The 17,769-nt window shown below is 37.1% G+C and carries 17 protein-coding genes and 3 pseudogenes; 4 read left to right on the plus strand and 16 right to left on the minus strand.

Translation table 11 applies throughout. The features are described 5' to 3' along the window. Positions 1-486: pseudogene (locus tag GBI66_RS19415) on the plus strand (hypothetical protein); the annotation flags it as partial. Positions 487-1,193: 707 nt separating this feature from the next. Continuing rightward, a complete protein-coding gene (locus tag GBI66_RS19420) occupies positions 1,194-1,544 on the plus strand; it encodes a restriction endonuclease (RefSeq protein WP_171494258.1) in 351 nt (116 codons plus the stop codon). Between the two features lie 179 nt (positions 1,545-1,723). Here the strand turns inward: GBI66_RS19420 and GBI66_RS03405 are convergent, their stop codons facing one another. From GBI66_RS03405 to GBI66_RS19705, 3 genes and pseudogenes are all read right to left on the minus strand, one after another. Continuing rightward, the gene (locus tag GBI66_RS03405; protein ID WP_151715170.1) at positions 1,724-2,884 is read right to left on the minus strand and encodes a hypothetical protein; all 1,161 of its coding nucleotides are present in this window, start codon (positions 2,882-2,884) and stop codon (positions 1,724-1,726) included. Between the two features lie 171 nt (positions 2,885-3,055). Continuing rightward, positions 3,056-3,598: pseudogene (locus GBI66_RS03410) on the minus strand (glycoside hydrolase family 108 protein). Positions 3,599-3,660: 62 nt separating this feature from the next. Continuing rightward, positions 3,661-3,849 (minus strand): annotated as a pseudogene (locus GBI66_RS19705) (hypothetical protein); the annotation flags it as partial. 170 nt (positions 3,850-4,019) lie between these two features. On the opposite strand from GBI66_RS19705, the gene GBI66_RS03420 reads away from it, so the two are divergent. Beyond that, positions 4,020-4,505 (plus strand): DUF2867 domain-containing protein, encoded by a 486-nt coding sequence (locus GBI66_RS03420; RefSeq protein WP_151715171.1) that lies wholly within the window; start codon positions 4,020-4,022, stop codon positions 4,503-4,505. Between the two features lie 80 nt (positions 4,506-4,585). Here the strand turns inward: GBI66_RS03420 and GBI66_RS03425 are convergent, their stop codons facing one another. From GBI66_RS03425 to GBI66_RS03470, 10 genes are all read right to left on the minus strand, one after another. Further along, positions 4,586-6,916 carry a TonB-dependent receptor gene (locus tag GBI66_RS03425; RefSeq protein WP_151715172.1) on the minus strand — a complete coding sequence of 777 codons (2,331 nt, stop codon included), beginning with the start codon at positions 6,914-6,916 and terminating at the stop codon, positions 4,586-4,588. Between the two features lie 133 nt (positions 6,917-7,049). Beyond that, positions 7,050-7,925, minus strand: coding sequence for an MBL fold metallo-hydrolase (locus GBI66_RS03430; protein ID WP_151715173.1), 876 nt, complete (start codon positions 7,923-7,925; stop codon positions 7,050-7,052). Positions 7,926-7,935: 10 nt separating this feature from the next. Next, positions 7,936-8,346, minus strand: coding sequence for a DUF6691 family protein (locus GBI66_RS03435; RefSeq protein WP_151715174.1), 411 nt, complete (start codon positions 8,344-8,346; stop codon positions 7,936-7,938). Beyond that, on the minus strand, positions 8,346-8,762 hold the full coding sequence (locus GBI66_RS03440) for a YeeE/YedE family protein (RefSeq protein ID WP_151715175.1): 417 nt from the start codon (positions 8,760-8,762) through the stop codon (positions 8,346-8,348). Before GBI66_RS03440 ends, GBI66_RS03435 begins: the two co-directional genes overlap by 1 nt. A 138-nt stretch (positions 8,763-8,900) precedes the next feature. Further along, on the minus strand, positions 8,901-9,377 hold the full coding sequence (locus tag GBI66_RS03445) for a DUF6438 domain-containing protein (protein ID WP_151715176.1): 477 nt from the start codon (positions 9,375-9,377) through the stop codon (positions 8,901-8,903). A gap of 148 nt (positions 9,378-9,525) precedes the next feature. Continuing rightward, the gene (gene ispD, locus GBI66_RS03450; RefSeq protein ID WP_151715177.1) at positions 9,526-10,230 is read right to left on the minus strand and encodes a 2-C-methyl-D-erythritol 4-phosphate cytidylyltransferase; all 705 of its coding nucleotides are present in this window, start codon (positions 10,228-10,230) and stop codon (positions 9,526-9,528) included. Then, complete coding sequence (gene ftsB / locus GBI66_RS03455) at positions 10,214-10,585, minus strand: cell division protein FtsB (RefSeq protein ID WP_005153300.1); 372 nt, start codon at positions 10,583-10,585, stop codon at positions 10,214-10,216. Before ftsB ends, ispD begins: the two co-directional genes overlap by 17 nt. A gap of 126 nt (positions 10,586-10,711) precedes the next feature. Further along, positions 10,712-12,001, minus strand: coding sequence for a phosphopyruvate hydratase (eno, locus tag GBI66_RS03460; protein WP_151715178.1), 1,290 nt, complete (start codon positions 11,999-12,001; stop codon positions 10,712-10,714). 45 nt (positions 12,002-12,046) lie between these two features. After that, positions 12,047-12,904, minus strand: coding sequence for a 3-deoxy-8-phosphooctulonate synthase (kdsA, locus tag GBI66_RS03465; RefSeq protein ID WP_005153309.1), 858 nt, complete (start codon positions 12,902-12,904; stop codon positions 12,047-12,049). Between the two features lie 33 nt (positions 12,905-12,937). Then, positions 12,938-14,569 (minus strand): CTP synthase, encoded by a 1,632-nt coding sequence (locus GBI66_RS03470; RefSeq protein ID WP_004772379.1) that lies wholly within the window; start codon positions 14,567-14,569, stop codon positions 12,938-12,940. Between the two features lie 370 nt (positions 14,570-14,939). Here GBI66_RS03470 and GBI66_RS03475 point away from each other — a divergent pair, with 370 nt between their 5' ends. Continuing rightward, positions 14,940-15,419, plus strand: coding sequence for an internalin (locus GBI66_RS03475; protein ID WP_151715179.1), 480 nt, complete (start codon positions 14,940-14,942; stop codon positions 15,417-15,419). A 61-nt stretch (positions 15,420-15,480) separates the two neighbouring features. Here the strand turns inward: GBI66_RS03475 and GBI66_RS03480 are convergent, their stop codons facing one another. Genes GBI66_RS03480 through GBI66_RS03490 form a run of 3 tightly spaced genes read right to left on the minus strand, consistent with a single transcriptional unit; the run spans position 15,481 to position 17,748 of the window. Beyond that, complete coding sequence (locus tag GBI66_RS03480; protein ID WP_151715180.1) at positions 15,481-16,566, minus strand: YheT family hydrolase; 1,086 nt, start codon at positions 16,564-16,566, stop codon at positions 15,481-15,483. Between the two features lie 15 nt (positions 16,567-16,581). Next, positions 16,582-17,301, minus strand: coding sequence for an SGNH/GDSL hydrolase family protein (locus GBI66_RS03485; protein WP_151715181.1), 720 nt, complete (start codon positions 17,299-17,301; stop codon positions 16,582-16,584). Positions 17,302-17,340: 39 nt separating this feature from the next. Further along, the gene (locus tag GBI66_RS03490; protein WP_151715182.1) at positions 17,341-17,748 is read right to left on the minus strand and encodes a nuclear transport factor 2 family protein; all 408 of its coding nucleotides are present in this window, start codon (positions 17,746-17,748) and stop codon (positions 17,341-17,343) included. Positions 17,749-17,769 lie beyond the last annotated feature (21 nt).

Consider the following 17,769-nt stretch of genomic DNA (forward strand, 5'->3'; position numbering starts at 1 on the left):
CTTTATTGGTCAATTGTTGATATAATTGATTCTTGCTGGTCTCATCCACCTTTAGAAAAATATATGGAATACAATAGAGAGTTAAAAAATGAACTATTCCGCCTATGTAGTATTGATAAAATACAGTTTACTAGAATTTTAAAAAAATATAACTACCCGAATATACAACGCAACCAAGGTCACAACTTTTTAGAAGATCTTACGGTTTATTTTGAATCCATTATGCCTGTAAGTTCAAATCAAATAAGCAGACTTTTAATATCTATACTTAAGGAAGCAAGAGAAAGTAGAGAATTAGATTTCCTAGTTGACAATGATAACGACACACTAATTGATAATTTTTTTGATTTATATTTGCGACCAGTTTGTTTATTTCCAAATAGCACTCATACTTTTGATGAAGAGAAAAAATTCAAAAAGCATTTAATAAATATAATATATTTTATAAAAACACATCTATTGATTATAAATTTGTTAAATCCATAGAACATATCAAAATCCAACTTTCTGATGTTATATGTGGACTTCTGGGTAGTTACTTTAATTATTTAAAAGAGTTTACTATTCAGTCCCTTTTATCTCACAAAGTAGCTCTGAATCCAAGACAAGTAGAAAACTTGAAATTATTAAGGTTACTAATAGAAAGTTCAGATTATATTCCCAATGGTTTTATTCATAGAACAGCTCCAATGGATAGTGATGCAAAAAGTAACTTTTACCTTTTTGATATGGAACCAGCTGGTTTTCTATTCCTTTAAAAAAATTATTGAGGTGCATCAAATTTCTGTTATCCCTTCATGAATTGTCATTATACCAAATTAGTGATCAACTTCTAAGTAGTACAAAAAAACTAAAGGTGTATATCGAGTTGGAAATGCTACCCTTTCTTGATGGCCTCATGTCACCTGAGTAAGCTAATCTGAGGCACTTTAAAAATAGTTCTCAGCCCTCCTTAGAGGGCTTTTACACATATCCCTACATGAATATTTTTGTTGACAGTCCAAAATATATTTAATACTTTACATATAGTTCATCAAAAAGATGATTGTGTTTAAAGGTTTTCTCAAGGCTTTTAGGAACTGTCTCGGCAATTATTCAGTTTTATTTAAGCCTTCCCTATCAAAGAGCCCTCTCACACTTCGCAGCTCGACCAAAGCCTATAAGCTTCATACATTATTTGTATTGGAGTTTTTATGCAAAAATCTCAGAGTAAAACCCTTCAAAAAAACAGAGTTTTGGCTTATGAATCACAGCGTGGTCTATGCTATTACTGCGGACAACCAATGTGGACAAGTCAACCTGAAAATTTCTGTAATAAATACAGAATTTCTCTCAAATCTGCGAAATTTCTAAAGTGCACAGCCGAACATGTATTCGCACAACAAGACGGCGGCTCAAATCAGCGTGTCAACATAGTTGCTGCATATCTTCATTGCAATAAGACAAGACATAAAGCAAAAAACGCTTTGTCAGTTGAGAAATATAAAGCCAAAGTTATTCGGAGAATGGCCCAAAATAAATGGCACCCTATCCGATTAAGTTAGCGATACCATTATTTATACAGCCCTCAATTGAGGGCTTTTACATATATACAATTAAGCTAATTATTATGAATTCAAGCACCTACTATATGCTTAATTGAAACTAGTTAACGAATAAAAATTCGTGATAAAATCCTATAGACTCTAAATGTAAAAATAAATATCTATACTTTATTAACAATTTAATTCAGAACACAACTATATTCATCTGCAAATTTAATTACACTATGATCAATATTATCAATATAATCGTTAATAAAGATAATACGCACTCCATTTATTTTTCCATCTTTTGAAAAACTCAAATCAAATTTATATAATGACCCGCCTATGACTGGTATAAAACTTTGAATATATGTTGAAAACTTATAGCCATTATCCGAAATACTTAATGCACTATCATAATATCCACCCACCATATAAATAGACTCTTGCACTTCATCATTTGGTACCAAATTCATGCCATTTGCTATAGTAAATTTAATATTATCCCCTTGCTTTTCTAAGACACATGTCTGTTCTCGATCACTAGTAATCAACTCATTAACTTTAAAATCACTAAGTACATCATTTGAACAATTTGTATAGATATCTGAACTTGGTCCTGCTTTACATGCTTCCAAATTTGGAAAGATAACCGGGCTATTAACAGCAACTTTTCTGGGTATTAGAATATTATATTTATTTATATTTTCCATAAAATACAAGTAGTTATTATATTTTAAATCTATTGCTATTCTTAATCCTTTGATGTTATCAAGTATATTTTCATCAAGATCAATAATATCTGTGAAGAACCGAGTTGATGGATCAACATCATAACCTTTTTCATTAAGTTCTTTTACTAGGAGAATATTATTATTATTCATTTTTTCATGAAATGTGGAATAATCTATTAGACTCCCTCTCGCATTATATAGATCACTAGGTAAATATAAATAACCTGACTTATAAGCGATAACCAAATCTGTAAATGGATTTATATTAGTATTATCAGTTGATTTAAACACAACACTATAGTGCATCATATTATCATGATTATTTTTTGAAACTTTTAATCGACAAGGTAATTGATCTGATTTAACTTGTCCTTCCCATCTTCCTTTCTCATCCGTTGTTACAATATCTTTAAACCCTGAATCATCTTTACATCGTGCTGTAACAGTGGCATCGGATAATATATCCCTCGAAATTGCTGTGCCATTAATAGTTACATAAGAGACTACCGGATGGGGTTCCTCTTTAGGCGGAGATTGAATTACAACAGTTGAATCATCTCCACCACATGCAGACAAACTTAAAATTGTTACTAACCCTATAGTTTTCAATGAAAAATTAGACATCTTTATAATCTCCTTTATAAGATTTATATTAATATGAATTAAAAAAATTGAGTATATTAAAAAATCTCAAGATAGTTATATTAAATCAACCTACGACACATTATCCACATTTAATTACTTTTAATTTAATAAACTGTACATTTTAATTGTACAGTAAAATTAGCACTATTATTACGAAACTCGATTGCTGATCCAGCCATAAAAGAACTGCTCCTGTGTAGGGTTACGTTCGCATATTTCGATATAGCGTTGCCCTTGCATGATGTTGAGCACTCGGATTAAGACCTTTTCACCTTCTTTCCTACGTTTGGCCACAAAGGTTTTCAGGGCATTCAAAGTGGCTGGACCATAGATTCCATCAATTACTAAATCTGGCCATCCTCCTTTACCTTGATTGTTCAAAAGATTTAAAGTACGTTGCAGTAACGGTTTGGCAAAGCCAGTCCCACAGTTCACACCTGTATCGAGTAGTTCTTCAGCCACGGCGGCACTGATCGTATTCACTCGATCAAATCGTGGTGAGATCCAGTATTGTTTTCGATAAATGTCTTTGGCCACACTTAATGGCAGATCTCACATGTGTCCTTTAAATCCACTCACACGTGCGACCTCTTCAATGATACCAAACTTGGTCGCTCCTCCTCGATCTGCTGGATTATTTACATACCTACCTTCACGATTGATCAATTCATTTAAATATTGCTCAATGTTCATTTCACTTTCCTTTAGGCAATAAAAAACCGCCATGACGGCGGTATCGATTAATTCTTTAACTGTTAAAAATTATCTTTAAAGTCTTTAACCTCTTTTACGACTTCAAAGATCGTTGATTCTTCCCGGGCATTTACATAATTGAATGACCAGCGGATAATTGCCCAAAATGGTAAGCCTGCAGTAAAGAACAAACCACCTAAGGCGCTTAACCCCGCCCAAGTCGTCGCATAATCATGTAGCCCAAAATGCTGAGACCTACGGCAATCCGTTGGCGCAATTCTTCTCTTAAATCAGCTGGGAAAGATTTACAAAACGAAAATAAGGTATCCATTAATTGCTGTAATGTAATTGACAAATATTCAATAATTCACCTATAAATTAATATAATTTTCATATACCTATAGGTCTAGGAATAAGTGCAATGGAACATCAGAATGATCTTCATCCTTTGGTTGCTCCATTAGCATCGCTTAACTACCTGCATGAAGCACATCAATACATCGACAAGAATCTGACAGTGATACAAGTTTATAACTTAATGACAGGTCATCCACCTTTTTGGCTACGTATCGCCTTTAGAATTAGAGATTTTTTAAGTTTAAAGTTTGGAGGCATTCAACCGATCAAAGGCTTTAATTCAGTTAAACCAGAAAATGTTGCGATCAATGAAAAATTGGATTTTTTTGATATAGTGAAAATTACGGACAAGGAATTATATTTACAGTCTACAGATAAACATCTCAGTGTATTAGTCGCATTACAGCTTCAGGAACATGATGAGCTTAAGAATGAGTTAACGGTCACAACCAGTGTGATCACTTATAATTTTTTCGGAAAAATTTATATGCTTCCTGTCTCCTTGGTGCATGATCTAATCGTCAAAAATTCATTAAAAAATCTAAATTAATCGTTCTCAAGAACAACCACTGGAAGTCTTTATTGAGTATTTCTTCCAGTGGGTAAACTTAAGATAGAAGATTCACACAACTATATCTTCATATTAATCCCAAGCTGAAAACCTCGTCCTGGCAGTGGTGCAATATATTTCAAAGGAGAATTATGTGGTCTCGCTTCCTCATTCAGCAGATTTGAACCGTTTAGGAACACATCAATATCAGAATTCTTTAATTTTAAATGCTTGCTAATCTGCATATCGACCATATTGAAGGCTGGTAAAGGCTTTTCTTCCGAAACATTCTTTCCTAGATATTTAGGTTTATCATAATAAATACTTGAGAGGCGTGCAGCCCAATCCCCTTTACTCCACTCTACGCTTGCGCCATAACGGCTTGTTGGCATGTTAGGTAAATAATTGCCATCATTAAATAAGCTATATTGATTTGGATTTAAGTTTTTATTTTTAACAAAATCAGCTAATGTGCCAAGCGTAAACATGCCAAATTGCTGCGTATTGATTTTCTGTTTAAGGTCAATTTCAAAACCTGTGATTTCAGTATCTGTTTGGGTCCAGTATTTGAGTGGTAATCGGTTCGCCGTTTGCATTCCAGAATGCGTGAGATAGAGATAGTTTTCAAATTTCATCTTATATACAGTAGCCTCAAGATTAAAATTTTGATAATTGAACAAAGCTGTCAACTCTGTATTTTTAGATTTTTCAGGCTCTAACTTTTGATTTCCTTGCTCATTAATCATAATAGAATAATGGTTGCCACTCGCATAAAGCTCATTCAGCTCTGGCGCACGCTCCGATACTGAATATCTAAGCTTCATGCCTAGATAGTTATTCATTTTGAAATATGAACCAAAACTGTAGCTTTCTAAATCGAAATTGGTATCTTGCAACTTGGTATTCGGCGAGTTGCGAGATACTTTAAAGTCACTGTCTTTGATTGTGTGATCAATACTTTCTTGACGATAGCCTGCATCGAAAGATATACGATTCAGGTCAATTTTTTCTTGAATAAAGATCGCTTGTGTCTTGGTTTTTATATTAGGAAGATAGCGTAACTTGCCCTGTCCTTCGATAGTTCGATTAGTCTGACTCAGCCCAAGTAAACCATTTAAGTACGGCAAAGGTTGATGTCTGAATAGTAACTCAGTTTGTTTGGTATCAAAGCGGTAATCATTTGCAAGCTGCGTACCTAAATATTCACCTGAACGATTGATCACTTGATTCGCTTTGAAATCGATCCCCTTCAAAAATGGCGTATCAAAATTATATTGACTATCCAATGTATATTTTCGTTGATCCGTCTTTATTCCTACAGGTAGACCATCATCATAAGAAGATTGAAACGACTTATTTTCTAAAGAAAATCCTGGTACGCCGTATGCATTTTTCTGGGAATCTGCACTCAAGCCAATATAGCCATTTTGCAGAAAGTAAGTACTTCCAATCGCATAATGCTGATTTTCCAAATAGCTATTGCCTAGCTTTCGATTGTAATTTGGTGTCACATCGTTATTAATTCTGTTTTCTTTAAACTTGGGTGTATCAGCAATATATTCAGGATTTACTGGATTGATATATGTCTTACCACTCCAAACAGATGAGGGTTTATCGGTATAGAATGAGAATTTTCCATCTGCCCAATCTGGATTTTCAGTCATAAATTGGTCAATATATTTTTGCGATGCGGTGTTATAAATCTGCTGTATGCGCGTATCTTTTTGACAAGCATCTGCCAACGCTGAATTCACACCACCTGTTGTTGGGAAAACTGCACTATTACAAAGTTCAGCTTTACTGTAGCCCGGAATTTTATATGACGATATGTCCTGTTTTGAAAATAAGAAGTTGGTTGAAAAGTTGCTTTGATTATTTAGATTAAGTTTAAAACCATGGGCATCTGCATTATTCCAACCTTTTCGCACAGCCAGCTCTAAATCATGATCTTTCTTGGGAATTTCTTTGCTAATCAGACCATTCTCAACATTTACACTACCACCAATTGCATTTCCGCCGTATCGAACACTATCCGAAGATTTATTGACAAGAATAGACTGATTAAATAACGGATCAAAAGGAATTGCAATATTGCCACTGATTGCATTCATTCCATAAGCAGAGAGCCCATCCTCAAGAATTTGTACTCTATTGCCACTTAAGCTACGAATGACGGGTGCGCCAGCATTGGGGCCAAAGGCACTACTTTGCACGCCTGACACCTGCTTAAGTGCATCCCCTAAAGTTTGATTATGTGTATTGCGATTATCTACAACGATATTGTTCCCGATTGAAAGATCTGTTTCTGCTTTTAAACTAATATTTGGCAAAATTACAGGGTTATCCTGCTCATTTGCAAATGCTTGATGATTGATTAATAGAATGGCTATTGCCAAGGCTTTGTAACGCACATTGAACTCCTTATTTTCAATTGTTATGTTATAACATAACAATTAAGTGTTCAAACAAAACCTAAGCTTCATTTTTCATTCTTAATGTGCGTGAAAAAGATATCGCTCAAATCCTTTTGAGTGATTAAAAATTTTATGGTTGATTAAAGTAATTCAGAGGCAACTTTAGATAGCGGATTCCATTAGACTCAGGTTCTGGGAATCTGCCTGCATCCATATTAATTTGAATCGCAGGAAGAATGAGCTTAGGCATCGACAAAGTTGCATCACGCTCTTGGCGCATTTGTACAAAATCATGTTTAAGCGTTTTGGCATTTAAGTGAATATTGTTTTGTTTTTGCGCTCGAATATCTGTTTCATAAATATATTTATCGCGGCTTTCTGGTTTATAGTCATGACACAAAAGGACGCGGGTATGTTCTGGCAACTGATATAGCTTTTGTACGGAATCAAATAAGACATTCGCACTGCCTTTGGGAAAATCACAACGCGCCGTTCCATAATCAGGCATAAATAAGGTATCACCAATAAAAACAGCATCACCAATCACATAACTTAGACACGCTGGCGTATGTCCAGGTGTAGGTATGTTATATGCCTCTAAATTGCCAATACGAAAATGTTCATTGTCCTTGAACAGATAATCAAACACCTGATGTGTATTAAAATACTTCATATCCATATGATAAATTGCACTAAATGTTTCCTGAACAATCGCAATTTTCTCGCTTATGGCAATTTTTCCACCAAGCTTTGATTTCAAATACTGTGATGCCGTTAAATGATCGGCATGAACATGCGTTTCTAATATCCATTCAACTGTAAGGGCTTGAGATTCAATATAAGCAATGATCTCATCTGCGTGCTGTGTAGATGTTAATGCCGAGGCAGCATCATAATCCAACACACTGTCTATAATGGCACAATGCTTTGTTTCCGGATCATGCACGACATAGCTAAAGGTATTACTGTTTTCGTCGAAGAAAGCTTTGATAACTGGCTGTTGCACTGCATTTCTCCTACTGTTTGGCCCAAAGACGATGAATCAACATACCGAGCAGCATTGCTGCAATAAAATACCAAACCTCAAAATAACCTAGTCCAATCAAGGTCAATGCCGGTGCTGGACAAATACCTGCAATTCCCCAGCCAATACCAAATAATATCGCACCAGTAATCAACTTCTTATCAATTTGATTATTGTTTGGTAAAGCCATCAGCTCTCCTAATAATGTTTTCGGGCTGCGCAAGGCTTTCTGAAATGGGATAAATGCAACTACAATTGCACCAATCATCACAAACATCAAACTGATATCCCACGCACCAAAAATATCTAGAAAGCTTAATACTTTTTCTGGGTTTGACATTCCTGAAACCAATAAACCCAATGCAAATATACTGCCAAAGAGAAATGCAAATAAATTTTTCATTATGCCACCCCTAGAAGATGACGTATTACATATACTGTCACAAAGCCAGCGAACATAAATGTGATTGTGGCTACCATAGAACGTAGCGATAAACGGCTGATTCCGCAGATCCCATGTCCACTGGTACAACCCGAACCTAAACGTGTTCCAAATCCCACTAATAACCCTGCAATGATTAAAGCCAGCGGAGAAGACTGCATAATAATTTCAGGCTGTATAAAAAATTGATAAACGAAAGGCGTAATGATTAGACCTAAAAGAAACCAAAAAGCTGAACTTTTGAAAAAGGTGTTTGGTTGCAATAGTTGTGCAATCAATCCACTCACACCAGCAATACGTCCATTCACATACAGATAGCCAACTGTAGCAAACCCAATCAGTGCACCACCTATCAAAGCTAAAATAATGCTAGCCATGTTCCACTCACAAAACAATATATGTTTTTATAATATGTTAATTTTAATATTAACTAAAGAAAAATTTGATCTACAATTAAAAAAGGCTGAATTACCTTTGGTAATTCAGCCTTTTTTAATTGTAGATCAAAACTACACTTAACGTACTAGATCTTCAATACCAATCAGTTTTGGCAATTTATCAATTACTTTATTCAACTCGGTATTTGCTGGTGAAATACAACCTGTGTAATGACTGAGTTTCGTTACTGTACCATCAGGTTTTTTCCAAGAGAAATAAGCACTTGGTTGGTCTGTTGCTGTTTCTTCACAACCGGTTGTTTTTACATTTGCACCCGTTGCAGGACGATAGGTTTTTAGCTCTTGTTGCAATTTTTTATAAACAGAAGGATCAACTGTTAAATCTTGAGTACCTGTCACCTTGGTATATTGTTTGCCATCGAAATGGACAGCACCTTCAGGTGTAATCTCAACAGAATAAATTGGGCATGCACCAAAACAAGGGCTAGATGAATAGCGAATTGTTTCCTGTACAGTATCTTGTGGCTGTTGAGGTGTTGTTGCGCAGCCAACTAAAGAAAAAGTAAAAAGGCCCGCAATTAATAATTTTTTCATTTGTTGATCCGTTATAAAGTATGTTATTCAAATTTAACAAATAGTAGAAATTTTGTCATTTAGAATGGTGTAAAAATAAGAAATTTCATCTAAATTTACTTAGGCTATTTTGCAATAACCCCAAAAGTATTGCATCAATTGAAGAAAATTAAGAATGGCTTTGAGATTGCAGAATTAATCGAGCAAGCTCTAAATCATCTGCATAGGTAATCTTGATATTGTCTGAACGCCCTTGTACCACTTGTACAAGTTCATTCGCATGTTCTAAAGCACTCGCTTCGTCTGTAATCGTAACTTGGTCAGCCAATGCTGCTTTAATCGCATTTTTAAGAAGACCCAGTTTAGCCATTTGTGGTGTCTGTGCCTGCCACAAAAACTCACGACTCACCGTTTTCTCAATCTGATTTTGGCTTACGACATGTTTAAGCGTATCACGCACAGGGATCGCTAAAATTGCACTTTGATTTGAATGCTGGGCAGATTCAACCAAACGGATTAAACAATCTGAAGTAACACATGGACGTGCAGCGTCATGGACCAATACCCAATCATCTTCATGAGCAATGTCAGATAAATAGATCAAGGCGTTTAAAACTGAATGGACACGCTCAGTGCCACCAATGCAAAAATGTAGCTTATCTTTGTGCTGAAAAGAGAGGGTTTTCGCGAAATTATCTTGCTCACCAATGGCGAGTACACAACCTGCTAAATCTAAGGAATTCAGTCGATTAACCGTATGTTCAAGTACAGTATGATCTTGAATATACTGATATTGTTTTAATTCAGTTTTTGAAAAACGACTGCCCGAACCTGCTGCTGGTACAACCGCCCATAGCTTAGTCTGGGTTTTCATTTGTTGCTGTATCTTCTTTTGCGTTTGGATCGATATAAATTGGTTTGTAATGGGTACTAATGGTACTCATTTGCACAAAAGTTTCATTCGGCTTGACCAAACCTAAATCTAAACGGGCATGCTCTTCAATGGCTTCACTACCACTTTTTAAATCAAAAACTTCAGCGGCTAAAATACGATTTCGCTCTTTGAGCTCAGTATTAATTTCTGCTTGTTGGGTAATTTGTTGAGTCAAAGCTTGGTGAGGAAAATAACCACCCTCACCTAGCCAAAATTGATACTGCAAACTTGCCACCAAAAATATGACAAGCAACAGAATCAATTTACTCGAGGTCGATCGAAACATATCTAGCATGAAAAAATCCCTACATCCTTCTTACAAGGAAGATCATCTGCAAATTCTATATGATTATGAATTTGCAGAGTTTCTGTCTTTTGTAAAGAAAGATGATCAGAAGTATTCAACATAGATAAATTGACCTTAGTTTAGACCTTTGAATTCAGCTTTACCGCGGTAAGCTGCATTCGTTAATTCTTCAATACGAAGCAATTGGTTATATTTCGCTACGCGGTCAGAACGGCAAAGTGAACCTGTCTTGATTTGACCAGCTGCTGTACCTACTGCCAAGTCAGCAATCGTTGAATCTTCAGTTTCACCTGAACGGTGTGAAATCACTGTGCTATAACCATTTGCTTTCGCAAGGTAGATTGCATCTAGAGTTTCAGTCAACGTACCGATCTGGTTATATTTGATCAGAATAGAGTTACCTACTTTCTCATTAATGCCGCGTTGTAAAATCTTAGGATTAGTTACGAATAAATCGTCGCCAACCAATTGGATTTTATCACCAAGGATTGATGTTAAGTAGCTCCAACCTTCCCAGTCAGATTCATCTAAACCATCTTCAATCGAAATGATTGGGTATTGGTTTACAAGACCCGCTAAATAGTCAGAGAACTGGTTACTTGTGAATGCTTTATTGCCTTCACCAGCAAGAACATATTGACCATTTTTGTAGAATTCTGAAGAAGCACAGTCAAGTGCCAGCATAATATCAGAACCAGCTTTGTAACCCGTTTGACCAATTGCTTCAAGAATAACAGTGATCGCTTCTTCATTTGAACGCAAGTTTGGTGCAAAACCACCTTCATCACCAACAGCAGTATTTAAACCTTTTTTGTTTAAAACTGATTTTAGAGAATGGAAGATTTCAGCGCCTGCACGTAATGCTTCAGCAAATGATGTGAAGCCTACAGGCTCAATCATGAATTCTTGAATATCAACATTGTTGTCTGCATGCGAACCACCGTTGATGATGTTCATCATTGGTACAGGCATCGTCAAAGTTGTTTGACCACGAAGATCTGCGATATATTGGAAAAGAGGGATTTTCTTTTCATCTGCAGCGGCACGAGCAGCAGCCAATGAAACAGCTAAAGTTGCGTTAGCACCTAGTTTTTCTTTGTTTTCAGTACCATCAAGCGCAATCATCGTATTATCGATGTCTTTTTGCTCAAATACTGATTTGCCCACTAAAGCATCACGGATAATGGTATTTACGTTATTAACCGCAGTTTTAACACCTTTGCCCAAATAACGTGCTTTATCGCCATCACGAAGTTCTAAAGCTTCACGAGAACCAGTTGAAGCACCAGATGGTGCACATGCACGACCAACAACCCCAGATTCTAAAATAACGTCTGCTTCGATGGTTGGGTTACCACGAGAGTCCAAAATTTCGCGTGCACGGATGTCAACGATTTGGCTCATGAACAATTCCTCTGTTGAATGAAAAACAAGATGCAAGTTATTGCATCAGTGGGTGTCTAACTTTTTGAATCCTTTAACTAAAGTATCCAATTCTTTTAATTGCGCCAAGAATGGCTCAAGCTGAGATAAACGCAATGCACATGGTCCATCACATTTTGCGATTTCTGGCTCAGGATGTGCTTCCAAGAATAAACCAGCCAATCCTGTAGCCATACCTGCACGCGCTAAAGTCGTGATTTGGGCACGACGACCACCAGCAGAATCAGCGCGTCCGCCTGGTGTTTGCAATGCATGGGTAACATCAAAGAATACTGGCACATTCATTTCTTTCATGGTATCGAAGCCAAGCATATCAACAACCAAGTTGTTATAACCAAATGCTGAGCCACGTTCACAAAGAATGAGTTTGTCATTTCCAGCTTCCAAACACTTATGCAAGATATGACGCATTTCATGTGGTGCTAAGAATTGTGCTTTTTTGATATTGATAATGGCTTGAGTTTTGGCCATTGCTTCAACGAGATCAGTCTGACGACTTAAAAAAGCAGGAAGTTGGATGATATCAGCAACTTCAGCAACAGGTGCTGCTTGGTAAGGCTCATGAACGTCAGTGATAATGGGCACATTAAAATGCTTTTTAATGTCTGCAAGCCATTCAATCCCTTTTTCTAAACCTGGTCCACGGTAAGAGTTCAGACTTGAACGGTTTGCTTTATCAAAGCTCGCCTTAAATACATAAGGAATATCTAAGCGCTTGCAAATATCAACATAAGTTTCAGCAATTTCAAAAGCTAAATCTTTTGACTCTAATACGTTCATTCCGCCAAATAATACAAATGGCAAATGATTTGCCATTTGTATATCGCCTAAACGTACAACTTCTTGTGGTTTTAATTGTGACATTTAAACTTTCCCAGTTTATTTAAAACTCAGTACTTACTTTTGGTGCTGATTTTTAGCAGCCCCGATAAAACTAGCAAATAACGGGTGTCCATCACGTGGTGAACTTGTAAATTCTGGGTGGAATTGTACAGCAATAAACCAAGGATGTTCAGGGATTTCTACAGTTTCAACTAAATGTTGTACTGATGAATAGCCTGAAATTTTCATACCAGCTTCTTCAAGTGCTGGAATAAAACGATCATTCATTTCATAACGATGGCGATGGCGTTCTGTAATTTCAGCTTTACCATAAACTTCGCGAGTCTTGGTACCTTCAACAAGCTCAGATTTTTGCGCACCTAAACGCATTGTACCGCCCAAATCAGACTCAAGACTACGTTGTTGTAGCTCACCACGTTCATCCAACCATTCGGTAATTAAACCAATCAATGGATATTTTGTTGAACGGTTAAACTCAGTTGAACTCGCTTCAGGCATTGCAGCAACATTACGCGCATATTCAATTACCGCCAATTGCATGCCTAAACAAATACCAAGGAATGGGATCTTGTTTTCACGTGCATATTGAATGGCTTTCATTTTGCCTTCAGTACCGCGCTCACCAAAACCACCTGGAACCAAGATCGCATCAGCAGTACTTAAAATGCTAATGTCTTGCTGTTCAAGCTCTTCAGCATTGACATAGTCAATCTGAACTTTGACACGGTTTTGGATACCAGCATGTAAAAGTGCCTCATTCACAGATTTATAAGCATCTGGAAGTTCAACATATTTACCGACCATTGCAACACGAACTGTGTATTCAGGGTTCAGTAATGCTTCAACAACGTTATCCCAATCTTCAAGGTTTGCTTCTGGAAGATCATTAAAGCCAAAACGCTCACAGATCAAGTCATCAACATTTTGCTCGTAGAATGTACGCGGAATTTGATAAATCGTTTTCGCATCTTTACATACCACAACGGCACGCGCTTCCACATTCGTGAACAATGCAATTTTACGCTTAGTATCAACATCGACATCATATTCAGTACGGCAGATCAAGATATCTGGCTGAATACCAATTGACAGAAGCTCTTTCACAGAATGCTGAGTTGGCTTGGTTTTTAACTCAGCCGCAGATTTGATATATGGCAACAAAGTTAAATGCATGAGCATGGTACGTTTATGACCAAGCTCTACCATCAATTGACGTACTGATTCCATAAATGGAAGTGATTCGATATCACCAACTGTACCGCCAATCTCAACGATTGCAACGTCGTAACCTTCACCTGCGCGAAGTACACGTTCTTTAATGTTGTCTGTAATATGTGGAATAACTTGAACCGTACCACCTAAGTAGTCACCACGACGTTCTTTATTTAAAACGTCTTGATATACGCGCCCACTGGTAAAGTTATTCAGTTTGGTCATTTTCGCACGACGTAAGAAACGTTCGTAATATCCCAAATCTAAGTCAGTTTCAGCACCATCCTCTGTGACGAAAACTTCACCGTGCTGAAATGGGCTCATGGTACCTGGATCGACATTAATGTATGGATCCATTTTTACCATAGTGACTTTTAAGCCACGAGCTTCCAAAAGTGCAGCAACAGAAGCAGCAGAAATACCTTTACCTAGTGATGAAACCACACCACCAGTGACAAAAATAAAATGGGTCATTGAGTTTCTCGTACAATCGAGCCGAAATCGGCCTACAATGTTGGGCAATTTTACTGTACTCTGCCCCTATAAAGCAAAGTCAAACCGCATCAATTCAAAGAACTATAAACAACTGGCTATTCTATCAGCATTTTCGATAAAAATTTACGGGATTTGTGGATTTTTCATCCATAAATTACGTTTAGCAGGTCAAAATCAGTTAAAGCGATACCTAAAATCTTGCATTCATCACTTTTAAATTCTTTGCTGCTCGTCTGTTTAATTGCAAGCATTTATAAAATATAAACAAACTCAACAATTCACAGGGATTTCTTCACATAGATTTACTGTTATAATTGCTGCTGTCCTAATTTGATATGTTGTTTTAGCAATGGCGAATAAAAAACTTTTAATTTGTGCAGCACTTGCGACTGGTCTTTTATTAACTGCTTGTGTGAAAAAAGAAGAACCAAAAAACGAAGAGCAGCAAGAACAGGCAGCAACTGAGACTCAAACCCAGCCTGAGCCTGAAAAAATCCAAGAGTTCGAGTCTTTAGAAAGTGTTGATAAACATGAGGCTCCAGCGCCTGTTGTAGAAACAACGCGTGAAGAAACACAGAATACGACTACTGAGATTCGTCGTGAGACTCGTCCTGTTCAAACAGAAACCCCTGCTGCAACACAAACACCAACTGAAGCTCCACGTGCAGAAGAGCCGAAACCTGTAAAAACTGAACAAAAACCAGCAAAAACAGAACAGCCTAAAGCAGAACAACCTGTGAAAACTGCAAAACCATCAGCACCAGCTCAAAGTGAAGATGACGCTGTCGCTGCTGCAATTGCCGCTGCAACGCCTGCTTTAAATAACTAATTCATTCGTGAATAGTAAAAAGCCAGTTGCTTTCAACTGGCTTTTTTTTATATCAATAAATTTAGTAATTCTTAAAAAAATCTGCCATCAAACGTGAAGCCCATGACTTCACACTTAAGCTTTCATAAAAACCGCAATGGCTACCCTTTTTGGTTGTGACCACCGCAATATTCTCCATATGCTGGATCTGATCTTTATAAGGTTCCAAATTTTTAATTGAACAGACTGGGTCATCTTCTGAGTTCAGAATCATCAGTGGAATTTTGACATTCTCAAATACATAAATCGGGTTAATGGCTTGGCAATAACTCTGATAATCCTGAAATCCAGCCATTTCAAAGTATTCTTTCTCAAATTCTTCAAGACTCGTTGTCGTCAACACTTTTTCTACAGAAGAAATCTGGCCCCATGTATTCTGATACGGGTAAATAAAATATTTAAATAATTTCTTGGTCATCATTTTACTATAAAAAGGATGCACATTTTTAAAGCCAAGCTCTGTGTTATAACCTGGACACATTGCAAAAGCAGCTTTAAATGGCGTATTTTCACCCTCTTCACCCAAATATCGAACCAATAAACCCGTTCCTGCGGAAGAGCCAACCGCATAAAGATCAGATTTTGGAAACAAGTTTTGAATGTGACTAAGCTGTTCTTTCAGATCACTGGTCGAACCAAAAAGTGAGATTCGAGGGACAGGCATCGGCAGGCCCGCATGACCACGGCGTAAACACAGTGCAATTCGCCAACCTGTATATTCATGCAGATCTTTGACCAATTCACGCATACTTTCAGGTGTCCCTGTAATGGTATGCATAATCACAACAGTTGGTGTTTCAGCAGGAAGATTATATCCATACCACGCAACTGCTGTAATACCCCCATCCTGCATAATCAATCGATCAACACGGTCATATTCAAGTTTAATGGTTTTCTTCCGAATCACATCAAAATACAATAAATGTAGATGTGTATTACTCAGCCAAGGCGTAGGACGATATTTTTGCTTTAACTGTGGTAATTTTTCCAAAACATCTTTAATTTTACCTTTCGGGTCATAATACATTTTGGGTTGCTCAGCACCGAGCACTGAATCGAATAACTCCGAGCCTAACACTTTAATTTTATCGAAAGCAGATATACCCATATTCAATAATCGCCTCTAACGTTGAGTAAATGTTTGCCGTACTAAAGCCGCAACCTGTTGTCCCCAAATGGCATAAATTTCTTTGCTTGGATGAAAACCATCACTTGCCATTGGCAAATCCATTGCTTGAAAAGCTTCAATATCATATTGAATAAATCGAAATTGCGGTTGTGGTGCCAACCATTGCTGTAATGCCTGATTCATTTGTTCTGCATACTTTCCAAATAACCAAGCCAAAGGATTTGGCAAAGCGGGAAAATGCTGCATTGGTGGTACACCGGATACAATAATGAGTTTAGGTTGAAACTGAGTTTGAATATAACTGAATAGCTGTTTTTGTTGTTTAAGCCAAGATTTTGCAGATGTTAGTTTAGTCACATCATTGACACCAATTGAAGTGATAACAACATCATAGCATTGTGGGTCTAATTGCTGTACTGCTTGGAAAACCTGTTGGGTGGCATCACCCGTTTTGGCATGTAATTTCCATTGCAACAGATATTCATGTTGCAGCTCAGAGATAATGGCCCCAGATAAAGCCTGTTGCTGTGTTTCAACACCAACGCCCGCTGCTGCCGAATCACCAAGAATAAGTAAAGAAAGTGGCTGACCCTGCCCAACAATACCATTGCGGTCGCCACTTGCTTCCGAAAGACGTGGTGTATTGTTACGAACTTTCATACCTTGTACGAGTAATACAGGTAATAAGGCAAAAGTTGAAAGCTTTAACCACATTTTAATTCTCTCAATATTACTTAGGCTATTTTACAGCCATTAATTCGGTTGGTATTTGGCGAATCGTGCACCCATTTTCTCTGCCAGTGCCGCCAAACCGCTCATGGGGCGAATCATGACTTCAAAATCAATGATTTTGCCTAGTTCATTAAAGCGAATCATATCGATGCCTTTAAGTGATTTTCCACTCACATTGGCACTGAATTCCAACACCACATTCTCACCATCTTCAGTGTAAAATTCACGGTGATAGGTAAAATTCTCAAAAACCTGAATCACATTGGTCAAAATAAAGAAGACCACATGTTTTCCCTCATAAGGGTTATAAGCAACGGGTGAACGAAACACCACATCATCAGCCAGTAAATCGTTTAAATTGGATAGATCACCTGTTTTAATCATCTGATGCCAATTTTCTAAAGCTTGTTTTGTTGTTTCCAGTGTCATTGTTTGCTTCCTTGAGATTTA

Source organism: Acinetobacter sp. TUM15071, from assembly GCF_008980925.1.
Lineage (GTDB): Bacteria > Pseudomonadota > Gammaproteobacteria > Pseudomonadales > Moraxellaceae > Acinetobacter > Acinetobacter dispersus.

Excerpts from the sequence above, each read along its gene's own strand:
- ftsB (WP_005153300.1), bottom strand. The coding sequence starts at position 10,585 with ATGCTAGATATGTTTCGATCGACCTCGAGTAAATTGATTCTGTTGCTT.
- GBI66_RS03485 (WP_151715181.1), bottom strand. The coding sequence starts at position 17,301 with ATGTGGTTAAAGCTTTCAACTTTTGCCTTATTACCTGTATTACTCGTA.
- kdsA (WP_005153309.1), bottom strand. The coding sequence starts at position 12,904 with ATGTCACAATTAAAACCACAAGAAGTTGTACGTTTAGGCGATATACAA.
- ispD (WP_151715177.1), bottom strand. The coding sequence starts at position 10,230 with ATGAAAACCCAGACTAAGCTATGGGCGGTTGTACCAGCAGCAGGTTCG.
- GBI66_RS03435 (WP_151715174.1), bottom strand. The coding sequence starts at position 8,346 with ATGAAAAATTTATTTGCATTTCTCTTTGGCAGTATATTTGCATTGGGT.
- GBI66_RS03445 (WP_151715176.1), bottom strand. The coding sequence starts at position 9,377 with ATGAAAAAATTATTAATTGCGGGCCTTTTTACTTTTTCTTTAGTTGGC.
- GBI66_RS03480 (WP_151715180.1), bottom strand. The coding sequence starts at position 16,566 with ATGGGTATATCTGCTTTCGATAAAATTAAAGTGTTAGGCTCGGAGTTA.
- GBI66_RS03470 (WP_004772379.1), bottom strand. The coding sequence starts at position 14,569 with ATGACCCATTTTATTTTTGTCACTGGTGGTGTGGTTTCATCACTAGGT.
- GBI66_RS03420 (WP_151715171.1), top strand. The coding sequence starts at position 4,020 with ATGGAACATCAGAATGATCTTCATCCTTTGGTTGCTCCATTAGCATCG.
- eno (WP_151715178.1), bottom strand. The coding sequence starts at position 12,001 with ATGAGCCAAATCGTTGACATCCGTGCACGCGAAATTTTGGACTCTCGT.
- GBI66_RS19420 (WP_171494258.1), top strand. The coding sequence starts at position 1,194 with ATGCAAAAATCTCAGAGTAAAACCCTTCAAAAAAACAGAGTTTTGGCT.
- GBI66_RS03405 (WP_151715170.1), bottom strand. The coding sequence starts at position 2,884 with ATGTCTAATTTTTCATTGAAAACTATAGGGTTAGTAACAATTTTAAGT.
- GBI66_RS03475 (WP_151715179.1), top strand. The coding sequence starts at position 14,940 with ATGGCGAATAAAAAACTTTTAATTTGTGCAGCACTTGCGACTGGTCTT.
- GBI66_RS03490 (WP_151715182.1), bottom strand. The coding sequence starts at position 17,748 with ATGACACTGGAAACAACAAAACAAGCTTTAGAAAATTGGCATCAGATG.
- GBI66_RS03440 (WP_151715175.1), bottom strand. The coding sequence starts at position 8,762 with ATGGCTAGCATTATTTTAGCTTTGATAGGTGGTGCACTGATTGGGTTT.